At 45.8% G+C, this 21,066-nt stretch carries 20 protein-coding genes and 4 pseudogenes; 22 read left to right on the forward strand and 2 right to left on the reverse strand.

What is annotated here, in order from left to right; all coding sequences use genetic code 11:
* Nucleotides 1–101 precede the first annotated feature (101 nt).
* Together JCM10519_RS07085 and JCM10519_RS07090 are read right to left on the reverse strand one after the other, a co-directional pair.
* The gene (locus tag JCM10519_RS07085; RefSeq protein ID WP_347843412.1) at nucleotides 102–527 is read right to left on the reverse strand and encodes a LysR family transcriptional regulator substrate-binding protein; all 426 of its coding nucleotides are present in this window, start codon (nucleotides 525–527) and stop codon (nucleotides 102–104) included.
* A 16-nt stretch (nucleotides 528–543) separates the two neighbouring features.
* The gene (locus JCM10519_RS07090) at nucleotides 544–804 is read right to left on the reverse strand and encodes a LysR family transcriptional regulator (RefSeq protein ID WP_054738390.1); all 261 of its coding nucleotides are present in this window, start codon (nucleotides 802–804) and stop codon (nucleotides 544–546) included.
* Between the two features lie 333 nt (nucleotides 805–1,137).
* On the opposite strand from JCM10519_RS07090, the gene chvE reads away from it, so the two are divergent.
* From chvE to JCM10519_RS07175, 22 genes and pseudogenes are all read left to right on the forward strand, one after another.
* Complete coding sequence (gene chvE / locus JCM10519_RS07095) at nucleotides 1,138–2,301, forward strand: multiple monosaccharide ABC transporter substrate-binding protein (RefSeq protein ID WP_054738391.1); 1,164 nt, start codon at nucleotides 1,138–1,140, stop codon at nucleotides 2,299–2,301.
* 81 nt (nucleotides 2,302–2,382) lie between these two features.
* Nucleotides 2,383–3,971: pseudogene (gene mmsA, locus JCM10519_RS07100) on the forward strand (multiple monosaccharide ABC transporter ATP-binding protein).
* 3 nt (nucleotides 3,972–3,974) lie between these two features.
* Nucleotides 3,975–5,151, forward strand: a pseudogene (gene mmsB, locus JCM10519_RS07105) (multiple monosaccharide ABC transporter permease).
* 117 nt (nucleotides 5,152–5,268) lie between these two features.
* Nucleotides 5,269–5,544, forward strand: a complete 276-nt coding sequence (locus tag JCM10519_RS07110; protein ID WP_347843413.1) for a nucleotidyltransferase domain-containing protein — start codon at nucleotides 5,269–5,271, stop codon at nucleotides 5,542–5,544.
* A gap of 259 nt (nucleotides 5,545–5,803) precedes the next feature.
* A complete protein-coding gene (locus JCM10519_RS07115; protein ID WP_054738392.1) occupies nucleotides 5,804–6,058 on the forward strand; it encodes a hypothetical protein in 255 nt (84 codons plus the stop codon).
* Between the two features lie 374 nt (nucleotides 6,059–6,432).
* Nucleotides 6,433–6,987: a dTDP-4-dehydrorhamnose 3,5-epimerase gene (gene rfbC, locus JCM10519_RS07120; protein WP_054738393.1), complete on the forward strand. Its 555-nt coding sequence runs from the start codon at nucleotides 6,433–6,435 to the stop codon at nucleotides 6,985–6,987.
* A 15-nt stretch (nucleotides 6,988–7,002) separates the two neighbouring features.
* A pseudogene (locus JCM10519_RS07125) lies at nucleotides 7,003–7,817 on the forward strand (ABC transporter permease).
* Nucleotides 7,818–7,909: 92 nt separating this feature from the next.
* Nucleotides 7,910–9,256 (forward strand): Wzt carbohydrate-binding domain-containing protein, encoded by a 1,347-nt coding sequence (locus JCM10519_RS07130; protein ID WP_054738394.1) that lies wholly within the window; start codon nucleotides 7,910–7,912, stop codon nucleotides 9,254–9,256.
* A gap of 59 nt (nucleotides 9,257–9,315) precedes the next feature.
* Nucleotides 9,316–9,732, forward strand: coding sequence for a class I SAM-dependent methyltransferase (locus JCM10519_RS27350; RefSeq protein WP_347843414.1), 417 nt, complete (start codon nucleotides 9,316–9,318; stop codon nucleotides 9,730–9,732).
* Nucleotides 9,722–10,051: a hypothetical protein gene (locus JCM10519_RS27355; protein WP_347843415.1), complete on the forward strand. Its 330-nt coding sequence runs from the start codon at nucleotides 9,722–9,724 to the stop codon at nucleotides 10,049–10,051. The genes JCM10519_RS27350 and JCM10519_RS27355 overlap by 11 nt, the downstream gene beginning before the upstream one ends.
* Nucleotides 10,038–10,520 (forward strand): hypothetical protein, encoded by a 483-nt coding sequence (locus tag JCM10519_RS27360; RefSeq protein WP_347843416.1) that lies wholly within the window; start codon nucleotides 10,038–10,040, stop codon nucleotides 10,518–10,520. Before JCM10519_RS27355 ends, JCM10519_RS27360 begins: the two co-directional genes overlap by 14 nt.
* Nucleotides 10,517–11,707, forward strand: coding sequence for a glycosyltransferase family 2 protein (locus tag JCM10519_RS27365; RefSeq protein WP_347843417.1), 1,191 nt, complete (start codon nucleotides 10,517–10,519; stop codon nucleotides 11,705–11,707). Before JCM10519_RS27360 ends, JCM10519_RS27365 begins: the two co-directional genes overlap by 4 nt.
* A 779-nt stretch (nucleotides 11,708–12,486) precedes the next feature.
* Entirely contained in the window at nucleotides 12,487–13,149 is a 663-nt protein-coding gene (locus JCM10519_RS27370) for a glycosyltransferase family 4 protein (RefSeq protein WP_347843487.1), read from the forward strand.
* A 112-nt stretch (nucleotides 13,150–13,261) separates the two neighbouring features.
* A complete protein-coding gene (locus tag JCM10519_RS07145) occupies nucleotides 13,262–14,350 on the forward strand; it encodes an acyltransferase family protein (protein ID WP_054738395.1) in 1,089 nt (362 codons plus the stop codon).
* A 229-nt stretch (nucleotides 14,351–14,579) separates the two neighbouring features.
* Nucleotides 14,580–15,290 (forward strand): sugar phosphate nucleotidyltransferase, encoded by a 711-nt coding sequence (locus JCM10519_RS07150; RefSeq protein ID WP_054738396.1) that lies wholly within the window; start codon nucleotides 14,580–14,582, stop codon nucleotides 15,288–15,290.
* Nucleotides 15,284–16,355 (forward strand): annotated as a pseudogene (locus tag JCM10519_RS07155) (GHMP kinase). The gene JCM10519_RS07150 and the pseudogene JCM10519_RS07155 overlap by 7 nt, the downstream one beginning before the upstream one ends.
* A 157-nt stretch (nucleotides 16,356–16,512) precedes the next feature.
* Complete coding sequence (locus JCM10519_RS07160; protein WP_054738397.1) at nucleotides 16,513–17,091, forward strand: D-glycero-beta-D-manno-heptose 1,7-bisphosphate 7-phosphatase; 579 nt, start codon at nucleotides 16,513–16,515, stop codon at nucleotides 17,089–17,091.
* A gap of 5 nt (nucleotides 17,092–17,096) precedes the next feature.
* Nucleotides 17,097–17,765 carry an SIS domain-containing protein gene (locus JCM10519_RS07165; protein WP_054738398.1) on the forward strand — a complete coding sequence of 223 codons (669 nt, stop codon included), beginning with the start codon at nucleotides 17,097–17,099 and terminating at the stop codon, nucleotides 17,763–17,765.
* Between the two features lie 14 nt (nucleotides 17,766–17,779).
* A complete protein-coding gene (locus tag JCM10519_RS07170; protein WP_347843418.1) occupies nucleotides 17,780–19,096 on the forward strand; it encodes a hypothetical protein in 1,317 nt (438 codons plus the stop codon).
* Nucleotides 19,093–19,350, forward strand: coding sequence for a hypothetical protein (locus JCM10519_RS27375; protein WP_347843419.1), 258 nt, complete (start codon nucleotides 19,093–19,095; stop codon nucleotides 19,348–19,350). The genes JCM10519_RS07170 and JCM10519_RS27375 overlap by 4 nt, the downstream gene beginning before the upstream one ends.
* Nucleotides 19,344–19,604, forward strand: a complete 261-nt coding sequence (locus JCM10519_RS27380) for a hypothetical protein (protein ID WP_347843420.1) — start codon at nucleotides 19,344–19,346, stop codon at nucleotides 19,602–19,604. Before JCM10519_RS27375 ends, JCM10519_RS27380 begins: the two co-directional genes overlap by 7 nt.
* Before the next feature lie 17 nt (nucleotides 19,605–19,621).
* Entirely contained in the window at nucleotides 19,622–20,827 is a 1,206-nt protein-coding gene (locus JCM10519_RS07175) for a hypothetical protein (RefSeq protein ID WP_347843421.1), read from the forward strand.
* Nucleotides 20,828–21,066 lie beyond the last annotated feature (239 nt).

Here is a 21,066-nt window from a genome sequence, read left to right on the forward strand (position 1 = left end):
CCCGGGATCAAAATCCTTTAAATTAATGGCTTTCACATTCGGTGTTAAATGCTTGATGCAAATACTCGGTAAGAATGCCACACCCAGCCCGGATTCTACCATTAATATCTGGGATTCCAGGCTATTGGCATTAATGAAATTTTTAATGTTAAGGCCGGCGTCATCGTAAATTGTCTTAAAACCTCCAGAGAGCAAGGTCCTGAATCTTCACTTAAAGTAATTAATGTACATTCATTCAGTGAATCTGCTGATATGGTATCAAACTGGGCAAGGGGATGCTTTTTATTTGCAATGATATACATCGTAGAAGGAAAAACCTGCTTTACCATGGTCTCATCCAGTGATACAAAAGCGGGACTAAAGGGAAGCGTAAAGACTATATCTAATTTTCCGGCCTGTAAGTATGTTATAAGGTCACTATAGCTATGCTTGGCAACCAGAACATCAATATCAGGATAAAGGGCCTTAAACTCAGAAACTACCTGCGCTATTATAATATGTTCATAATGGCCAAAGCCAATTTCCAATACCTTGGGATGGAGCTTAGCCGTCTTTTGGGTTTGAAAAATCATCTCGTTGTACAGTTCTATAACCTTTAAAGCTTTGCTGTAAAAAAACTTCCCCGGCAGGTGTAAGCAAAACAGTTCTGTTATTGCGTTTTAATAAAACAACTCCCAGTTCTTCTTCGATGGCTGCAATCTGCCGGCTCATTGCTGTTTGCACCATGTGGTGTTCCTGGGCAGCTTTTGTAAAATTCTTATGTTTTACAACTGAAACAAAATAAGATAATCTTCTGATTTCCATTTAACCACCATATCTTTTCAATGAGAGATAAAATGCCTGTCTGAGATATATATAAGAGAAACGGTTACCAATACAATTTTAACAAGATGCCTAAAAAAATTGCAACCTTAAGTCTTAGTTTCATCCATCCCCGCCGCCACATGCTTTGGCAGCTGTAAGCTGTATATTTGAATGTAAAACAGCAGTAGCATTTTCTTGCCGTGAAAAAGTCCTGACCGTTCAGGGCTTTTTTAACAGGATAAATCTGTGCTATTGGTTCACAAACAAGTCCAGTCCTGTCCGTGATAAGATAAACCTGTCAGCAAAATAAATATTGGAGGAGGAAGAGAAAACATGAAACGAAAATTTTTAGCAGCGGCAATGGCCCTTGCCTTAACGGCAGGAATGCTTTCCGGTTGTTCCAGTTCTGCAGGTTCTGCGCCGGAGAACAAAGAGACCCAGACAACTGCGGCAGCCACCACAGAAGCCGCCAAGGCGGATGAGACCAAGGCAGAGGAAACCAAAGAAGCAAAGGGGAAGGGGACCTTAGTCGGAGTTGCCATGCCCACCAAGGATCTGCAGCGGTGGAACCAGGATGGAACAAATATGAAGAAGGAACTGGAAGACGCCGGATATAAGGTGGATTTACAGTATGCAAGCAATGATGTCCAGACCCAGGTATCCCAGGTGGAAAACATGATTTCTAATGGATGCCAGATTCTTGTCGTTGCCTCTATTGACGGAAGCTCTTTAGGCGAGCCTTTAAGCCAGGCCAAAGCCATGGGAATTCCGGTCATTTCCTACGACCGTCTGATCATGAACTCGGATGCAGTCACCTATTATGCAACCTTTGATAACTATAAAGTCGGCCAAAAGCAGGGAGAGTATTTAGTAGAGGCTCTTGACCTTGAGAATGGGACTGAACCTAAGAATATTGAGCTGTTTACCGGTGATCCGGCTGATAATAACTGTAACTTCTTCTTTGGCGGAGCCATGGATGTCCTTAAAAAGTATATTGACAGCGGCAAGCTTGTTGTAAAATCTGGTCAGACTGCATTTGAGCAGGTAGCAACTGCTAACTGGGATTCTGAAAAATCTCAGAACCGTATGGATACCATTATTGCAGGTAACTATTCTGACGGAACTGTATTGGACGCAGTCCTCTGCTCCAACGACTCCACCGCTCTTGGAGTGGAGAATGCCCTGGCTTCTTCCTATACCGGAAAATATCCAATCATTACCGGGCAGGACTGTGATATCGCCAATGTAAAGAACATGCTTCAGGGTAAACAGGCCATGAGTATCTTTAAGGATACCCGTACCCTTGCGTCCCAGGTGGTAAAAATGGTGGATTCTGTTATGCAGGGCGGAGAAGCAGAGATCAATGATACCAAATCTTATGACAACGGAACCGGAATTATCCCTACCTATCTGTGCGACCCGGTGGTTGTAACGGTTGATAACTATAAAGATATGCTAATTACTTCCGGATATTACACGGAAGACCAGTTAAAGTAATAAAAATTATTTTCTTATGGGGACGGCTTCTTACAGATATGGAGGCCGTCCTTAAGAAATGACGGCAAGGGAGGGATATTCTTGGCAAAAATACTTTTGGAAATGAAGAGCATAACCAAGACATTTCCAGGCGTTAAGGCTCTGGATAATGTAAACCTTCAGGTAGAGGAAGGTGAGATCCACGCCTGGTGGGTGAAAATGGAGCCGGCAAATCTACCCTGATGAACGTGCTCAGCGGCATTTATCCCTATGGCACCTATGAGGGAGATATTATTTATAACGGAGAAATCTGCAAATTTAACCGTATCAGTGACAGTGAACAGAAGGGAATCGTCATCATTCATCAGGAGCTGGCTCTTGTCCCCTATATGACGATTGCTGAAAACATGTATCTGGGCAATGAAAAGGGGAAAAGGTACGCAATCAACTGGAATGAAACCTATGGGGAGGCGGACCGGTACTTAAATACGGTGGGACTTATGGAATCCTCCCATACCTTAATCAAGGATATCAGCGTGGGAAAGCAGCAGCTGGTGGAAATCGCAAAGGCACTTGCAAAGAATGCCAGGCTTTTGATCCTTGATGAGCCTACCGCATCCTTAAATGAAGATGATTCCAAAGCGCTTCTGGAGCTTTTGTTAAAATTTAAATCAGAGGGATTAACCTCTATTATTATTTCTCATAAACTGAATGAAATTGCCTATGTTGCGGATAAGATCACAGTCATCCGCGACGGCTCAACCATAGAAACACTGGACAGGAAAAAGGATGATATTACCGAGGACCGGATCATCAAAGGCATGGTAGGCCGGGAACTGGTGGACCGCTTTCCAAAGCGCGATGGCGTGGAAATCGGTGAAAAGGCCATGGAGGTGGAGCACTGGAATGCCTGCCATCCTCTGTATTCAGACCGGAGAGTGGTAAATGATGTTTCCTTTTATGTGAAGAAAGGAGAGGTCGTGGGAATCTGCGGCCTGATGGGCGCCGGAAGAACAGAGCTTGCCATGAGCATTTTTGGAAAGAGCTACGGCGTCAATATCTCGGGAACGGTCCGAATCAAAGGGAAAGAGGTAACGCTAAACTCAGTAAGAGAGGCTATACGCCATAGGCTTGCCTATGTTACCGAGGACCGGAAGGGCAATGGCCTGATCCTTGGAAATCCCATCAGGATCAATACGACTCTTGCAAATCTGCAGGCTGTCAGCCGCCGCTCCATTATTGACAGGGATAAGGAATTTGCTGTGGCAGAGGATTACCGGGATAAGTTAAAAACCAAGTGTCCCACTGTGGAACAGAATGTAGGAAATTTAAGCGGCGGAAACCAGCAGAAGGTCCTTCTTTCAAAATGGATGTTTGCAGAGCCTGATATTCTGATTTTAGATGAGCCCACCAGAGGAATCGATGTGGGCGCAAAATATGAAATATACTGTATCATCAACCGCCTGGCTGCGGAAGGAAAATCGATCATCATGATATCGTCGGAGCTTCCTGAGGTACTTGGAATGTCCGACCGCATTTATATCATGAATGAAGGCCGTATGGTGGGAGAGGTCAGTGCGGCCGAGGCAACCCAGGAGAAGATCATGGCCTGTATTTTAAAATCAGATAAACACCCTGAGGGTATACCTGAAGGCCCAGAAAAGCGGACAGATCAGAGGAAAGGTGAGTAGAGGATGGAGAATAAGATGAAATTATCGGAAGGATTAAAAAAATATACGATGGTCATCGTTCTGGCCGTAGTAATCATTCTTTTCACGGCCAACACCGGAGGAAAAATGCTTCTGCCCCAGAACGTGAACAACTTAGTTGCTCAAAATGCCTACGTATTTATTCTGGCAACCGGCATGCTTTTTTGCATCCTTACAGGAGGCAACATCGACTTATCCGTAGGTTCTGTGGTCTGTTTTGTAGGAGCATTGGGCGGAACCATGATGATCACCATGGGGATCAATCCTTATCTGTCCATGCTTGCAATGCTGATCATCGGTATGCTGGTAGGTGCATGGCAGGGGTTCTGGATCGCCTATGTGCGGATCCCTCCCTTTATCGTGACCCTGGCAGGCATGCTCATGTTCCGCGGGTTATCCAATGTGGTCCTGCAGGGAATGACCCTGTCTCCCATTCCGGATCAGTTTTTGAATCTGTTTAATACCTATGTACCGGATATATTCGGCATGGAGGGCTTTAACCTGACCTGCTTTTTAGCGGGAATCATCGCCTGCCTGGTTTTTGTGGCCCTGGAACTTATAAACCGCAGAAAAAAAGCTTCAAAAGGGATACCGGGTGGATCCAATTGGGGGCATGGCAATCAAAATGGTTCTCATCAGTTCTGTGGTCCTGTTCTTTATGTATAAGCTGGCAAAATATAAAGGCATTCCCAATGCCCTGATCTGGGTGGCCGTGATCATTGGGATTTACAGTTATATTTCTTCCAAGACCACCACAGGGCGGTATTTTTACGCTGTGGGCGGAAATGAGAAAGCCACCAGACTGTCCGGTATTGACACCAATAAGGTGTATTTCCTCGCTTATTTGAATATGGGACTTCTGGCAGCAGTGGCAGGCATGGTGACCGTGGCCCGTTTAAATTCTGCCAATCCTACAGCAGGAAACAGCTATGAAATGGACGCCATCGGAGCCTGCTTCATCGGAGGCGCTTCCGCATACGGCGGTAGCGGAACCGTACCGGGAGTAATCGTGGGCGCAACCCTTATGGGCGTGCTGAACTTAGGGATGAGCATTATGGGCGTGGACCAGAACCTTCAGAAGGTGGTAAAGGGTGCGGTTCTTATGGCGGCGGTTATTTTTGATGTGGTTAGTAAGAGGAAGTCGTTTATTGTTAAGCAGTAATAAATAAAAAATGTCTTTTCCCGGATGCAGTTTGCATGAAATATTTAATATGTTGTATCCCGGCGTTAGATGGGATATAATATATACAATAAGCAAGCGGCAGAAGGGAGGATTCTGATGAATATGGCAGTAGACAATGCGGCAAAAGAAAAAGCGATGATACGTCTGTATGAGCTTCTGGATTTGCAAAAGGAAGTGGAAAGAACGTTTGGTGATACGGAATATAATGTCTTTGTTTTTGGCAGTTACTTGACAACGGCTTATGAAGAAGGAGAGAGTGACATTGATATTGCAATTTATACAGAAAACTTCGATCTTTATAAAAGACTGTCTCTGTATCTGGAAGAACACTTTGATGAAAAGGGAATAAAGAGCGATATATTTTTTTATTGATCTTACTGTTGAAGCTGCTATTTACTGTGCTCCGTTAAAATCCAGAGTTCAGTTTACAGATTACTTTCCAAAAGAGCTTAAGGCTTTTGAAGTGAGATGCCGGCGGAAGCTGGAAGAAGCTAAGGCGAGGGCTGCAGTATGAAATTCAATGAAGACATTTTAAAAGAGCTTAATCTTGAGCCGGTTACAGAAAAGGAACCAGTCAATGTGATGCAGATTAGCGAAATGCTTCAGTTTTTTTAAAGAATGCGCAGAAAGAATGATCCGGAAAAGCCAATTGTATGACAAAACAGAAAATGCCGATATACAAATGGATTGTATTGATATTGTAACTGCAAAGTTGAATGATTTTACGCAGGTATTTAAGGATCTAGTTATATTTATGAGAAAAGAAGAAGGAATTGTTAAAAATGCTGCTTCTCTACGTTATTGCATAAGCAGCTTTGATACCTTTGAATTCAGGCAGACAAAAGCGGAAAAAAACATTTCTTCAGGAATTATTAATACGCAATGAGATAACTCATGACTACTTTAATCGTGAAATGCATCAGCAGAAATTAATCTGGATTATGCAACATTGCATGGTAGGCGCTCTCGATGTATATAACCATATTAATGGTTATTGTACTGAAAAAAAATTGTTAAACAAATATACGGATAAAAATCCATAAAGAGTATTTTAAAATGCTGCTTTCTTGTACATACGTATAAGAGGCAGCATTTTTTGCTTCCCCCAAAAGACATTTTTCGCATTTTATTATTCCTGGAATCTCCTGCCAATAAGCGGCTTATTTAAATAAAAATCCCCCTATATATAGAAATCTGGTCAAACTTGTGGTAGAATGCTACAAGTAAAAGAATGTTTTTAAAGTTAAAGGAGCATAAATTATGGGAAAGATAAAAGTAACAACATGCGGAATAGAAGGACTTTGTGTCATTGAGCCTGCGGTATTTCACGATTCCAGAGGATATTTCATGGAAACCTATAATCAGAATGATTTTAAGGAAGCCGGACTTGACATGGTTTTTGTACAGGACAACCAGTCCATGTCCGTAAAAGGCGTGCTGCGGGGGCTCCATTTCCAGAAGCAGTTTCCTCAGGGAAAGCTGGTGCGGGTTGTAAGAGGAAAGGTGTTTGATGTGGCAGTGGACCTGCGTTCCGCTTCCGAAACTTATGGAAAATGGTTCGGTGTGGAGCTGTCAGCGGAAAATAAAAAGCAGTTCTACATTCCGGAAGGCTTTGCCCATGGATTTTTAGTTTTGTCTGATGAGGCGGAATTCGCATATAAATGTACCGATTTTTATCACCCAGGCGATGAAGGCGGAATTTTGTGGAGTGATCCGGAAATCGGCATTGACTGGCCGATCGAGGAAGGTATGGAGCTGATCATTTCTGATAAAGATCAAAAGTGGAGCGGAATCCGGGATACCTTCAAATTTTAGTGAGAGGAGAAAACCATGAATTATCTGGTTTCCTTAATAAAAGAAATAATTGCAAAGAGAAAGCTCATTCTGGATCTGTCAAAGGCGGATTTTAAAAAAACGGTTTGTAGGTTCCTATTTTGGGATCGCATGGATGTTTTTGCAGCCTATGGCAACGGTACTGGTATACTTTTTTGTATTCCAGATGGGCTTTAAAAGCGTGCCTCCTGTCCCGGATTATCCTTATGTACTTTGGCTGATTCCGGGCATTGTGCCCTGGTTTTATTTCAGCGAGGTGCTGAACATGGGAACCGGTTGTCTTCAGGAATATAATTATCTGGTAAAAAAAGGTGGTGTTCCGGGTGGAAATCCTTCCGGTCATCAAAATGATTTCCTGCATGATGGTACATGGCATTTTTGCAATCATCATGATCCTGGTATTTTTCTGCTACGGCTATTTACCAAAGGCAAGCTGGGTGCAGATCCTGTATTATTCCTTTGCAAGCTCCATGCTGTCTTTAGCCATTGCGTATTTTACCAGTGCCATTCATGTGTTTTTCAAGGATATGGCTCAGATCATAGGGATCTGCCTGCAGTTTGGGATGTGGATGGTGCCGATTATGTGGGCGCCGGAGATGTTTCCGTCAATTCCCTCCTGGCTGCCGGTTCTGCTTAAGCTAAATCCTTTTTATTATATCGTGGCCGGATACCGGGACAGCATGCTGACCGGAAACTGGCTGACAGAACGGCCCACTCTGGGACTTTATTTCTGGACAGTGACCATTGTCCTGATGCTTATAGGGCTAAAAGTATTTAAAAAGCTCCGCCCGCACTTTTCCGATGTGCTGTAACCTTCACGAAAGCAATGAGCAGTGCGAAATAGAAAGTTTTGCAGGCTGCACTGCGGACCTGTGGGATAATTTTATGTAACATGGAGGATTCAATGTCCGTAAAAAGTAACAACAAAGCAATAACTGTAAACAACGTAACAAAAATCTATAAACTATACGAAAAGCCTGTTGACCGTTTAAAAGAGGCTTTAAGCGTGACTCACAAAAATTACCACAGGGATTTCTATGCCTTAAACGGCATTTCTTTTGATGTGGAAAAAGGACAGACCGTGGGGATCATCGGAACCAATGGATCGGGCAAGTCCACCATACTGAAAATCATTACCGGAGTCCTTACGCCCACCTCAGGCAGTTTAGAGGTAAACGGAGTAATTTCCGCCCTTTTGGAGCTGGGAGCCGGATTTAATATGGATTATACTGGAATCGAAAACATTTACATGAATGGCACCATGATGGGCTTCTCCAAAAAAGAGATGGATGGGAAGCTTCAGGACATCCTGGACTTTGCGGACATCGGGGATTTTGTTTATCAGCCTGTAAAAACCTACTCAAGCGGTATGTTCGTCCGTCTGGCATTTGCGCTGGCAATCAACGTGGAGCCTGAAATCCTTATTGTTGACGAGGCATTATCCGTTGGAGACGTATTCTTTCAGGCCAAATGCTACCGCCGCATGGAAGAAATCCGCCGGAATGGGACCACCATTTTAATGGTCACTCACGATATGGGAGCGATTATCAAATATTGCGACCGTGTGGTAGTATTAAACAAGGGCAATTTTATTGCCGAGGGAGAGCCAGGAAAGATGGTGGATCTCTATAAAAAGATCCTGGCGAATCAGATGGACGACCTTGGAGAAGAACTGGAAGAGATACGAAGCGGTATATTAAGCGATTTTTCCGGGGAACAGGCATCTGTTCTGGCACAGTCTAAAAACTCCCGCCAGGAAGGGCTTATGAAGGAAAAGCTGACAATCAATCCAAGCCGTACCGAATACGGCGACAAGAGAGCGGAGATCGTGGATTTCGGGCTTCTGGACGAAAGAGGAAATGTGACCAATCTCCTTCTTAAAGGGGAATACTTTACCATAAAGGAGCGGATCCATTTTCATACCCAAATCGAGACACCGATCTTCACCTATACCATTAAAGATAAACGGGGCGCCGATTTAACCGGCACCAATACCATGTACGAGGCCTCTGATGTGCAGGCCGTGGGAAAAGGCGATGAATATGAGGTGGAATTTAACCAGAAAATGACCCTTCAGGGAGGGGAGTATCTTCTTTCCATGAGCTGCACGGGATTTGAAAATGGAGAGCATGTGGTTTACCACCGCCTGTATGACATTGCAAACATTACGGTCATTTCCAATAAAAATACGGTAGGTATTTATGATATGGAACCGGAAGTAAGCTTAAAGCTTTACCGGGCAGGAGAGTGAGGAGGAAACGTCCATGAATGATATCAGCCCTGAACTTAAGAAGCTGTTTTTAAAATATAATGGAGATACAAAAAAAGCTGCTGCAGGAAAATCCAAACCTGGATTACCTGTATGCTTTATCCGATATACGTGAGAACCTGCTGGAGTGGTATGAATTTGATGAGGCGGGTTCCCTGCTGCAGATAGGGTCCGACTACGGTGCCCTGACCGGCTTGTACAGCAGGCGGGTCAGACAGGTGACTGTCCTTGACCCTGACCGCAATAATCTGTCGGTCAACCGGCTGCGAAACGAAAAACAGGAAAACATCCGGTATATAACCGGGGAATTAGACTCCTTTGAAGAGGAAGGCTTTGATTATGTGGTGATGGTAGGGTCCTTAAGGCCGCCCTATGACAAGCATATAGAAAAGGCAAAATCCCTTTTAAAGCCGGAAGGAAAGCTGATTTTTTTCCATATGCAACCGCTTGGGACTTAAATATCAGGCCGGTGCGGCTGCTGACAGGGACCGTCTTTCAAGGACAGAGGTCTTAGAACTTTTGTGCGGAGAAGACGGACAGCAGGGAAAGGCAGAATTTTATTATCCCATGCCGGATTACCGCCTGCCGGTCACCATGTATTCCGATGAATATCTGCCGGGCAAGGGAGATCTGACTCATGCCATTCTTGCCTATGATTATCCCAAATATCTGAGGTTTGATTTGGGAAAGATGTTTGACGAGGTATGCGAAGGAAAACAGTTTGAGACATTTGCCAATTCATTTTTAACCATTTGGAGCCGTTATGAAGAAAATTAATTTTGTGAAATACAACAAGACCCGCAGGGAGGCGTTCCAGATCCGCACCAGTCTGGTGGAAGAGGATGGCTGTCCTTTTGTAGAAAAGACAGCCTTAAGGCCTGAGGGCGTTGCACATATAAAATCCCTTGGGGAAAAATATAAAAGCCTTGCTTCCCAAAGCCAGGGGCTTAAGGTCACCGGGGTTTCCATAAGTCCGGATGAAAAGACTGCCCGTTTCGATTTCCTTAAGGGACAGACCCTTTCCGAGCTATTGGGAAGGGAGATCAGCAATGGGAAGATTCCAGTATCCCAAATGGAAGACGCACTTTCCCTGATCCTTGGCGTGAAAGAAAACTGCATCATTCCCTTTACCATTACGGCTGAATTTGAAGAGGTGTTCGGTAAGCTTGCTGAGGCGGATGGAATCATAAAAAAGACTGGGCGTTTAAAACCTCCAATATTGACTGTCTTTTTGAGAACATTATGATGACACAGGACGGTCCTTATCTCCTGGATTATGAATGGGTATTTTCCTTCCCGGTTCCGGTCACTTTTATAAAATTCAGGGTTCTTTATTACTTTTACGAGCAATATAAAAGCCTTTTATCCTATGATTCTATGGAAACCTTTATGGAAGAATTCGGTGTTGAGGCAGACCGCATCCCAACATATGCGGAAATGGAACGCTGCTTCCAGGAATATGTCCATGGAGAGAACCAGCAGATCTATCTGGTCAATTACATGCAGGAAACCCATGCCTTGCCTGAGGATATGTATGATTTATCCCAGGTGATCGATGAGACAAAGGAACGCCTTTCCCAGATGGAAATGGAGATACGGGAAAAGGATGTGCTCATCACCAGGCAGCAGGAGGAGAAGCGCCTGACCGACAATCATGTGACCAACCAGGAGATGATCATTCAGACTCTCCGGACGGATTGTGACGATATGAGGGAAATGATCTCCTGGCTTCAGGGGCACGAGGCATTGACCTTCCGCGCCAGAAGAAAGCTGGGAAGAATCTTTAACGAAAGGTTTCCAAAGGGAACCAGAAAGCGGAAGCTGCTATTCTACGCCAAGGATACGGTATTTCATCCGCTTAAATCTTTCCGCCTCTATACAACAGAGGAAGGGAGGAACCTGATCGAAGGGGATATGAAGATTGGAGATGCCTACCGGACCCACGGAAAGCTCCGTTTTATAAAAGAGGGTCACCCAATGGTATCCATTATCATCCCGGTCTACAATCAGATCCATTATACCTATGCCTGCCTTGCGTCTATTCTGGAGCATACCAGGGACGTGGTGTATGAGGTCATTATAGCGGACGATGTTTCCACGGATGCAACGGCCGAGCTTTCAAAATTCACGGAAAACGTGGTCATATGCCGCAATGAGACCAACCAGGGGTTTTTGCGGAACTGCAACCAGGCAGCAAAAGCTGCCAGAGGAAAATATGTCATGTTCTTAAATAATGACACCCAGGTGACAGAAGGGTGGCTGAGCAGCCTGGTGAACTTAATCGAATCAGACCCAACCATCGGCATGGTGGCTCCAAGCTGGTCTATCCTGACGGACGCCTGCAGGAAGCAGGAGGGATCATATTCCGTGACGGCTCCGGCTGGAATTACGGACGCCTTGACGATCCGGATAAGCCGGAATACAACTATGTAAAAGATGTGGACTATATATCCGGGGCCGCCATCCTTCTTTCCAATGACTTATGGAAACGGATCGGCGGATTTGACGACCGTTTTGCCCCGGCCTACTGTGAGGATTCTGACCTTGCCTTTGAGGTACGTAAGGCGGGCCTTCGGGTGGTTTACCAGCCTCTGTCCAAGGTCATTCATTTTGAGGGCATTTCCAACGGAACGGATGTCAATGGCTCAGGTCTTAAGCGGTATCAGGTAGAAAATGGCCTTAAGTTAAGGGAAAAGTGGGCGGCAGAATTTAAACTACAGAGTGAAAACGACGGAAATCCCGACGTATTCCGGGCAAGGGAGAGAAGCCAGGGCAAGGATATTATCCTGGTAGTGGACCATTATGTTCCCACTTATGACCGGGATGCAGGCTCCAAGACCACCTTCCAGTATTTGAAGATGTTCCTGGAAAAGGGTTATGTGGTAAAATTCCTGGGGGATAATTTCCTTCATGAAGAACCTTATTCCACCGCGTTACAGGAGATGGGAATTGAGATCCTTTACGGCAGGGAATACCAGGTAAAGATATGGGACTGGTTAAAGGAGCATGGAAATGATATTAAGGTAGCTTATTTGAACCGTCCTCATATAGCCACCAAGTATGTGGATTTTATCAAGGATAAAACAAATATTAAGATGATTTATTATGGGCATGATCTGCATTTCTTAAGGGAAGGCAGAGAGTATGAGCTGACCGGAGATCCTAAGAAGAGGGAGTCCTCCGAGTACTGGAAATCCTTGGAGCTTCGCCTTATGAGAAAGGCTGCGGTATCCTATTATCCCTCCTATGTGGAACGGGAGGCCATTCATGAGATAGAGCCTTCTATCCATGTGAAAGCCATTGTAGCCTATGTTTACGAAAAGTTCTTAAACCACATCCCTGATGATTTTGAGAAGAGGGAAGGACTCTTGTTTGTTGGAGGATTTGCCCATCCGCCTAACGCAGATGCAGTTTTGTGGTTTGCACAGGAAATATTCCCTTTAATCCGGAAACAGCTTCCCATCAATTTCTACATCGTGGGTTCTAAGGTGACAGATGAGATTAAGGCTCTGGAGCAGCCGGGCAGCGGAATCATTGTCAAGGGATTTGTATCAGAAGAAGAACTGGCAATGCTTTATTTAAGCTGCCGGGTTGTGGTGGTGCCTCTGCGTTACGGCGCAGGTGTTAAGGGAAAAGTCATCGAAGCCTTATATAACGGTGCTCCGGTGGTCACCACATCCATTGGTGCAGAAGGAATCCCTGAGGCAGAGAAGGTCATGGTGGTGAGAGATGAGCCGGCGGCCTTTGCAGGAGAGGTGGTTTCCCTGTATCAGGATGCTGGGCGGTGTAAGCAGATGTGTCTGGAAACCCAGAATTATATCCGCAAATACCACAGCATAGAAGCAGCCTGGAATGTAATAGGAGAAGATTTTTAAACAGCAAAGCTTTAAGCATCCTCGTCCCGGCCTGACCGGGCGAGGTGCCGTGCCGCACTTGAATCGATAGAAAGGAACTAAGGGGAAGGCAGGAAGAAAGGAAGAGAATCACATGGAAGAGAAAAAAAGAGACCGGCTTCTGTTCTGGGATATTTTAAAAGGGATCGGAATCGTCTCCATAGTGTTCGGACATTCCCAAAATCTGGGGATTGCCATTCGGACGGTGTATTATTACCATCTGGCCATATTCTTTTTCATTTCGGGATACCTGTATAATGAAGAGCGTTACGGGGATGCCCCCTTTGGCTTTTTTGCACGGAGGTTAAAGAATATGTGGGTGCCCTATTTCTGCTATGGGGGCCTGTTCGTTTTACTACATAACCTGTTTTCAAAGTATCTTCTTTTTCTGTCCGATTCTTACGGCAAAAAGGAGATGATCCTTGCCATGACAAATACCCTGCTCCTGCGCTGTCCGGAAGTCCCGTCAGGAGCCATGTGGTTCGTGCCTCTCATGCTGGCGGCTGGAACAGGCTTTTCGGTCATCCTCTGGTTCTGCCGGAACTATCTTCCGCCAGCTTTCCGGCCATGGGCTGCAGCGTTTCTCTGTATCGGAGCCGGGCTTTTTGGCGCAGTTCTTACCCAGAGGGAGATATTCTTAAATTACCACCTTCAGACAGCCTTACTTGTGATCCCGGTCTACTACGGCGGATATGCTGTGCGGACATGGAAGATCTCCATAGAAAAATATGTGACATGGTATGGTGCAGCCCTGTGTGCAGGACTTTTCTATTATTTCCTGTTGTTTACAGAGGAAAGTGTGGAGTTGTCCGCCAATCAGATACCGGGAGGAATCAATTTTTATATCATTTCCGCAGCAGGTATTTATCTTTGCTGCTACGCAGCTAAATGTTTGCAGAAGGTTCCAATGGCAGGGAAGGCTGCGGCCCTGCTTGGAAAATATTCCTTTGATATCATGGCTCTCCATTTCCTGGCGTTTAAGATTTGTGACCGGATTTACGCCCAGATAATATTGGAGCCTGCAGAAAATCAGGGGGCATTTCCTCATTCCTATCCGGAACTTCATGTCCTGTACCTTGTTCTGGGGATTGTCCTTCCGGTCCTTTTTGCAATAGGAGGAAGGAAGGCCATTCATGGCCTGGGAGGCATGCTGCGGGCCAGGGCAGGGAATTTGCAGAAATGATCTTTATGGATTGTTGAAGAAGATGTATGCTATACTATCCACGAAAGCAATGAGCAGTGCGAAATAAGGCAGGGAAAGATTTTCGTTGTGCTTGCACATAAGAAAGTCTTTTCATGACTTATTTCATAGGGCGAATGCCCGTGAGCTCATAAAACCGCAGGTTTTATGAGCCTGCACTGCGGACTTGTGCTATAATAACCATTAGAAAAGATGTCAGGAGGATACAGTTATGCAGGCAGTTTTACTGGCAGGCGGCCTTGGCACACGGCTCCGTTCCGTGGTAAGCGACAGGCCAAAGCCCATGGCGCTGATCGGAGACAAGCCGTTTATGGAATATGTGGTATTAGAGCTGGTCCGCCACGGAGTAAACTCGATCATTTTTGCCGTAGGCTATAAAGGTTCTATGGTGGAAGAATACTTCAAAGACGGGTCCAGATGGGGAATCCAGGTTTCTTATGCATATGAAGAAGAGCTGCTAGGAACTGCAGGAGCCATTAAAAATGCAGGATCCCAAATACAGTCAGACAGATTCCTTGTATTGAATGCGGATACCTTTTACCGGATTGACTACAGCAGCCTTATGGAGCTTGGCAGAGAACGGGACCTGGACATGGCTCTGGTACTCCGGGAGGTACCTGATGTATCCCGTTACGGACAGGCTGTTTTAAAAGACGGCTGGCTTACGTCCTTTAATGAAAAAACTGAGGAAAAGCGCAGGGGAACCATTAACGGCGGCATTTACTTACTCAGACGTGATCTGCTTGACGAGATTCCTGAAGGAAAGGTATCTCTGGAACAGGAAATGATTCCAAAGTGGCTTTCAGAGAGAAAAAAGCTGGGCGGTCTTGTAAGCGATGGGTATTTCATTGATATCGGAATTCCGGAAGATTATTACCGGTTTGCAGAAGATGTGAGGAAAGGAGAAGTGAACTTATGGTAATCAGAGGACGTGCTCCCCTGCGGGTGAGCTTTGGCGGAGGAGGAACCGATGTAGCTCCCTTCTGTGTGGAGCAGGGAGGAGCCATCATCGGCAGCACCATCAATAAGTACGCATATTGCTCCATCGTACCAAGAGAGGATGACCAGATCATCGTACATTCCCTGGACTTTGATATGACGGTCAAGTACAATACAAAAGAAAACTATGTATATGACGGACGTCTGGATCTGGTAACAGCAGCATTAAAGGCAATGAATATCAAGCAGGGCTGTGAGGTGTACTTACAGTGCGATGCCCCTCCGGGATCAGGCCTTGGAACCTCATCCACCGTTATGGTGGCCTTATTAACGGCCATGGCCAAATGGAAAGGCGTGGAAATGGACAGCTATGCCATGGCAGACTTAGCCTATCAGGTGGAGAGAGAGGACTTGAAGATCGACGGCGGATATCAGGACCAGTATGCCGCTGCCTTCGGAGGCTTTAACTTCATTGAATTCCATGGCCGCAATAATGTGGTGGTCAACCCTCTCCGCATAAAAAAAGAAATCATACATGAGCTTCAATACAATCTGCTCCTATGCTATACAGGAAACATCCATGTATCCGCCAACATCATAAAGGACCAGGTAAAGAATTATGAAAAAAAAGGATCCCTTTGATGCTATGTGCGAGGTAAAAGCTCTTGCTTACGCCATGAAGGATGAGCTGTTAAAAGGAAATCTCTACAGCTTTGGAAAACTTCTGGATTACGGCTGGAAGAGTAAGAAGCGAATGAGCAGCAAGATATCCACTCCCCATATTGACGAGCTTTATGAGGAAGCGTTAAAGGCAGGGGCTTTGGGAGGAAAGCTTTTAGGAGCCGGCGGAGGCGGGTTCCTTCTGGTGTACTGTCCTTATAATGTCCGCCATAAGGTGGCTGCACGGATGGAAGCAGCCGGAGGACAGCTTACGGACTGGAACTTTGAACTGCGTGGCGCCCAGGCGTGGATCACTGATGAAAAACGCTGGGATTACCAGGAGGTCCGGGTAGCCATCCCAGGAGGCGAATATCATTTTAACGTGTAGGCTTAAAGAGTCTGCTTTGCAGACTCTTGCACCGGAGCTCAGCCGTTTCGGCAGCCATATTATATTTGTGCGGCATGCGCATCCATATCAGAGCGTTTTTAATCTTCAGGATGTAATTCCTGTGAAATAAAAAGTGCAGTAAAAGGAGATAACAACCATGGACAGAATCATATTTTTAGACCGGGACGGAACCATCAACGAAGAAGTGGAATACTTACACCGGCCTGAGGATCTGGTGATTCTTCCAGGGGTTCCGGAAGCCCTAAGACGGCTTAAGGAGCAGGGATTTAAGCTTGTGGTGGTAACCAACCAGGCCGGAATGGCAAGGGGATATTATGAGGAAGAGGATGTAAAAGCTCTCCATGAATATTTAAACCGCCTTCTTTCAAAAGAAGGAGCCCAAATAGACCGCTTTTATTACTGCCCCCACCATCCGGTTCATGGGATCGGAAAATACCGGATGGAATGTCACTGCCGGAAGCCGGAAACAGGAATGTTTGAAATGGCGGAGACAAGCTTTCAGGTGGACAAGTCCCATTCTTATATGATCGGCGATAAGCTTCTGGATACGGAAGCCGGAAGAAGATACGGAGTGGGCACAGTTTTGGTAGGAACCGGATATGGAAAAGAATTATACGGCAATCTGACCCAGTCAGAGAAAAAGAATTCTTTTGACTTCTATGCCCCTGCCATGAAAGAAGCTGCGGACTGGATACTGAACAGAGAAGGAGTGTGAGAAACATGGAACCCATGAACTATTTAGAACAGCTGATAGAACGTTACCCTGTGCTGGCCTGTGTAAAGCCTCAAATCAGGGAAGCTTACGAGATTCTTGTAACCTGCTATGAAAACGGCGGAAAGCTGCTGATCGCCGGAAACGGCGGAAGCTGTGCGGATGCAGAGCATATCGTGGGAGAATTGATGAAGGGCTTTGTAAAACGCCGTGCTGTTTCAGAAGATTTTGCCAGAAAGCTTTTAGAGGCAGACCCAAAGCTTGGAAAAGAATTGGGAGAAAAGCTTCAGGGAGGTCTTCCTGCCATTGCCTTAACCGGTCATCCCGGCCTTTCTACAGCATATTTAAATGATGTGGACGGGGAACTGACCTATGCCCAGCAGACTTATGGATATGGAAAGAAGGGGGATGTGTTTTTGGGGATATCCACCTCCGGCAATGCGAAAAATGTCATGTATGCCGTAACAGCAGCAAAAGCCATTGGCATGAAAACCATTGGCCTTTCAGGAAAAGACGGAGGCCTTTTAAAGATGGCAGCGGATGTGACTGTGGTGGTTCCGGAAACTGAGACCTTTAAAATACAGGAACTCCACCTTCCGGTATACCATGCCCTCTGCCTGATGCTGGAGGAACGGTTCTTTAGCAGCTCTGATGCAGAGGTGCGAAGATTAAGATAAGAAAGGGGCTAGAGATGAAAGATAAACAATGGATATCTGGGTGGAAGGATGAGGTCATCGCAGCCGCACTTTTGCTGGGATTTGCTTTTTTCATAAACAGGGGAATTGAGATAAAAGGGCTTTATATGGATGATTTATATCTTTGGTCCTGTTACGGAGAACAGTCTTTCCGCGAATTTGTATTCCCTCTGGGAAGCACCCGGTTCCGTTTTGTTTATTATCTGGCTGCCTGGCTGGAGCTGATGGTTTTCGGGAACCACATCGGTTGGTTTGTTCCCTTTAATATCCTTTTAAACACCTGCATTGCCTATACGGTTTACCGGTTTGGAAAGCGTTTGTCAGGCAGGAGGCTGATTGGTTTTATTTGCGGGATTTTATACCTGCTATCACGGATGTCCTATTACCAGATCAGCCAGGTATACGGCCTGATGGAAAGCATGGCGCTGTGGGCCGCAATCGGCATTTTCTACTGTCTCTACCGCTATCTGACTGATGAAGCGGAGAGAAAGTGGTTTGTACCGGCTGCAACCGTAATGTATTTTTCCGTCTGCTTCATCCATGAACGTTACATGGTACTATTGCCCTTGTTTTATGTTACGTTTCTCATGAAAAAGGAAAAAGGTCCAAAGCCATGGCTCAGCATAACCGGGGCGTTCCTGGCGGTTCAGGCGATCCGTTTTCTTACCATCGGAAGCATTTCTCCGGCAGGGACAGGGGGAACGGATGTGGCGGATACCTTCCGCCTTTCGGATACCTTCCGGTATGCTTTAAGCCAGGTGCTTTATGTATTCGGGATCAATGCAGGCCCTGATCATTTAAATGGACTTAGCTGGGGAAGATCGCCTTACTGGGTTCATGTTTTTGTCGTGTTTGCAGACTTTCTTCTCCTTATTATGACCGTGATTTTTCTTATAACCGTTATACGGGAGCGGGAACAGCTGAAAAAAACGTCTCCCTGTGATCTGCCTGTTTCTTTTATTCATCGCCCTGTGTATCGGCTCTTCCAGCGTCACAATCCGGGTGGAGACCCGGTGGATTTATGTTTCCATGACGGCAGCATGGCTGTTTGCCGCTTACATGTGTGGTGTGGCGGTACCGAAGGGGGAGGTAAAAACAAAGCTTGCCAAGCCTCTTTTATACTGTGGCCTGTTCCTTTTTTTACGGTGTTCTCATGCTTCCGGTTGAAAGCTTTTACCGGGGGAAATACGAGAATCTTTATTACTGGCCTTCCCAGCTGCGGTACAACTCCCTGGCAGAAGAGACTTTCGGGAAATATGAGAATGAGATATTCGGAAAGAAAATTTACATCATCGGCAATTCCTATGAGATGAGCGATTTTACTGCCAGGACCTTTTTCAAAACCTTTGATAAAGAACGGCTGGCAGAGGGGACCGAGGTTACTTTTATTCAGTCCATCCACGATATCGGACTGGTGACTCCAAACATGCTCATATTGAGGGAAGACCCGGCCCATAATGCATTTCAGGATGTGACGGATTTTGTCCGGAACTTAAAATTTGAACTGGTCTATGGCTGCTATGAGACGGCTGGCTGGATGAAAGCGCCAAAGTCAGGATCATGGTAGGGAAAGAAGGAAAGATCGGTTTTAAATTCTATTATCCCGGCGTTATTACCGGCCTTGAGCAGATCACTGTGACTGTAAATGGGGGGGCAAGCCAGGTCATTCCTATCACTTCCAATACGGTTACAGCTGAAATTGACGCGCCGGCCCTTCAGGTCACGGAGCTGGCCTTTGAATGTAACTTTTTCTATGAGGATGCAGCGGAGCAAAGAGGAGAAAAGCATCTCTCCGTTGTTGCTTCCATAACAGCAAATTAAGGGCAGAGGTGAAATGCATGAAGCGAAAGTATCTGTATGGCCTGCTTCCTCTTTTGGGGACTGTTTTTGGCCTCTGGTATATTTTTACGGCCACCTGTGACGGAATTTATTCCGATTACGTCCGCCTTGTGAACAGTTATCTGCCTGACGTATGGAATCCGGCCAAGTTCTTTGTGCCGGATATCCTGACCAGAATTCCGGTCAATTATCTGGGAAGGATCCTTAATGTCTCGTTTTTTGGATACAACATTATGTTTGACCGGGTATTAGGCGTTCTGGCCCTGGGGCTTTCCGGGCTGGCTCTGGGAAGCTACTGCAGCCGCAGAAAGATTTCTCCTGGCTGGTATGGGGCTTTAATGATAGTACTTTTCAGCCTTAACAAGTGGGAAATGCTGGTCAATGGAAGCGGCTGGGCCCATTTCCTGTCCTTTGCCTGCTTTTATTACCATTTTGAGGTGATGGACCGGGTATGGAGCGGACAGGAAAAGAAATATGACAGGACAAAACTCCTGCTCCTTCCGTTTTTAACAACATTGCTGGTGGCAGGTCCTTACTGCGCAATCTATTCGGTGACAGTAATTTTGGCCTGCGGCCTGATGTTCCTGTTAAAAAAGGGTGATTCAAGAAATAGATGGGGGTTAAACGGCCTTTGCGCCCTGATCCCCCTCCTGCTTTATTTATGGAGCAATGCCTATGCAGTGGAAGACCACGCGGCTTCGGCAACCGTTCCTCTGGCTGTCCAGTTACGGGATACTCCCGGTTTTTTCCTCCGCTTTTTCGTGAAATCTTTTTCTTCCATGGTGGTAGGAGGAGAACAGGCTGAGGAAATGTTTCGGACCAATGCGCCCTATCTGATCCTTGGTTTTCTGGTTATCCTTTTGTATCTGCTTGCACTGTGGGTAAATTTAAGGTACCGTCTGTATGAGAAAACAGTCCTTCCTGTCATTCTCATCCTATCGGGAGGACTGAACCACGTGCTCATCCTTTTGTCCAGGTGGATATTTCTTAATGAAAATTACGGCTTAAGCTCCAGATATGCCCTTCAGTTCCAGTCCGGTATCCTTGGAATCTTACTGACCTTTGCCTTATTATCCAGGCAGTGGAAGAAGAAGGGGAAGCCTTTCCTTCAGATCGCCGCCTGGGGGGCCTGTGTGCTGTTTCTGGCAGGGAACTGCTATACCACTTACACAGAGATAAAAAAAGGCCCCTTACCGCAGGAATAACTATGAAATAAGGGCAGAGCTGGCCCTGAACTTTGAAACAGCCAGTGATGACCAGCTGCGGAAGGAATTTGAGTACAGGCGAGGCCTGGCAGACAGCGGGGCCAAGGTACGAAGTGCGCTGACGATTTTACAGGAAAACGGGTACAGCGTATTTCGAAATGACTTTAAACGGTAAGGTTGAGAGAAAGACATCTTTCAACTCCTTGTTTATGAATTAATTGGATATGCAGGTATATCCG

Source organism: Clostridium sp. NkU-1 (assembly GCA_001312405.1).

Excerpts from the sequence above, each read along its gene's own strand:
- JCM10519_RS07090 (WP_054738390.1), bottom strand. The coding sequence starts at position 804 with ATGGAAATCAGAAGATTATCTTATTTTGTTTCAGTTGTAAAACATAAG.
- chvE (WP_054738391.1), top strand. The coding sequence starts at position 1,138 with ATGAAACGAAAATTTTTAGCAGCGGCAATGGCCCTTGCCTTAACGGCA.
- JCM10519_RS07110 (WP_347843413.1), top strand. The coding sequence starts at position 5,269 with ATGAATATGGCAGTAGACAATGCGGCAAAAGAAAAAGCGATGATACGT.
- JCM10519_RS07115 (WP_054738392.1), top strand. The coding sequence starts at position 5,804 with ATGATCCGGAAAAGCCAATTGTATGACAAAACAGAAAATGCCGATATA.
- rfbC (WP_054738393.1), top strand. The coding sequence starts at position 6,433 with ATGGGAAAGATAAAAGTAACAACATGCGGAATAGAAGGACTTTGTGTC.
- JCM10519_RS07130 (WP_054738394.1), top strand. The coding sequence starts at position 7,910 with ATGTCCGTAAAAAGTAACAACAAAGCAATAACTGTAAACAACGTAACA.
- JCM10519_RS27350 (WP_347843414.1), top strand. The coding sequence starts at position 9,316 with ATGGAGATACAAAAAAAGCTGCTGCAGGAAAATCCAAACCTGGATTAC.
- JCM10519_RS27360 (WP_347843416.1), top strand. The coding sequence starts at position 10,038 with ATGAAGAAAATTAATTTTGTGAAATACAACAAGACCCGCAGGGAGGCG.
- JCM10519_RS27365 (WP_347843417.1), top strand. The coding sequence starts at position 10,517 with ATGATGACACAGGACGGTCCTTATCTCCTGGATTATGAATGGGTATTT.
- JCM10519_RS27370 (WP_347843487.1), top strand. The coding sequence starts at position 12,487 with ATGAGAAAGGCTGCGGTATCCTATTATCCCTCCTATGTGGAACGGGAG.
- JCM10519_RS07145 (WP_054738395.1), top strand. The coding sequence starts at position 13,262 with ATGGAAGAGAAAAAAAGAGACCGGCTTCTGTTCTGGGATATTTTAAAA.
- JCM10519_RS07150 (WP_054738396.1), top strand. The coding sequence starts at position 14,580 with ATGCAGGCAGTTTTACTGGCAGGCGGCCTTGGCACACGGCTCCGTTCC.
- JCM10519_RS07160 (WP_054738397.1), top strand. The coding sequence starts at position 16,513 with ATGGACAGAATCATATTTTTAGACCGGGACGGAACCATCAACGAAGAA.
- JCM10519_RS07165 (WP_054738398.1), top strand. The coding sequence starts at position 17,097 with ATGGAACCCATGAACTATTTAGAACAGCTGATAGAACGTTACCCTGTG.
- JCM10519_RS07170 (WP_347843418.1), top strand. The coding sequence starts at position 17,780 with ATGAAAGATAAACAATGGATATCTGGGTGGAAGGATGAGGTCATCGCA.
- JCM10519_RS27375 (WP_347843419.1), top strand. The coding sequence starts at position 19,093 with ATGAGCGATTTTACTGCCAGGACCTTTTTCAAAACCTTTGATAAAGAA.
- JCM10519_RS27380 (WP_347843420.1), top strand. The coding sequence starts at position 19,344 with ATGGTAGGGAAAGAAGGAAAGATCGGTTTTAAATTCTATTATCCCGGC.
- JCM10519_RS07175 (WP_347843421.1), top strand. The coding sequence starts at position 19,622 with ATGAAGCGAAAGTATCTGTATGGCCTGCTTCCTCTTTTGGGGACTGTT.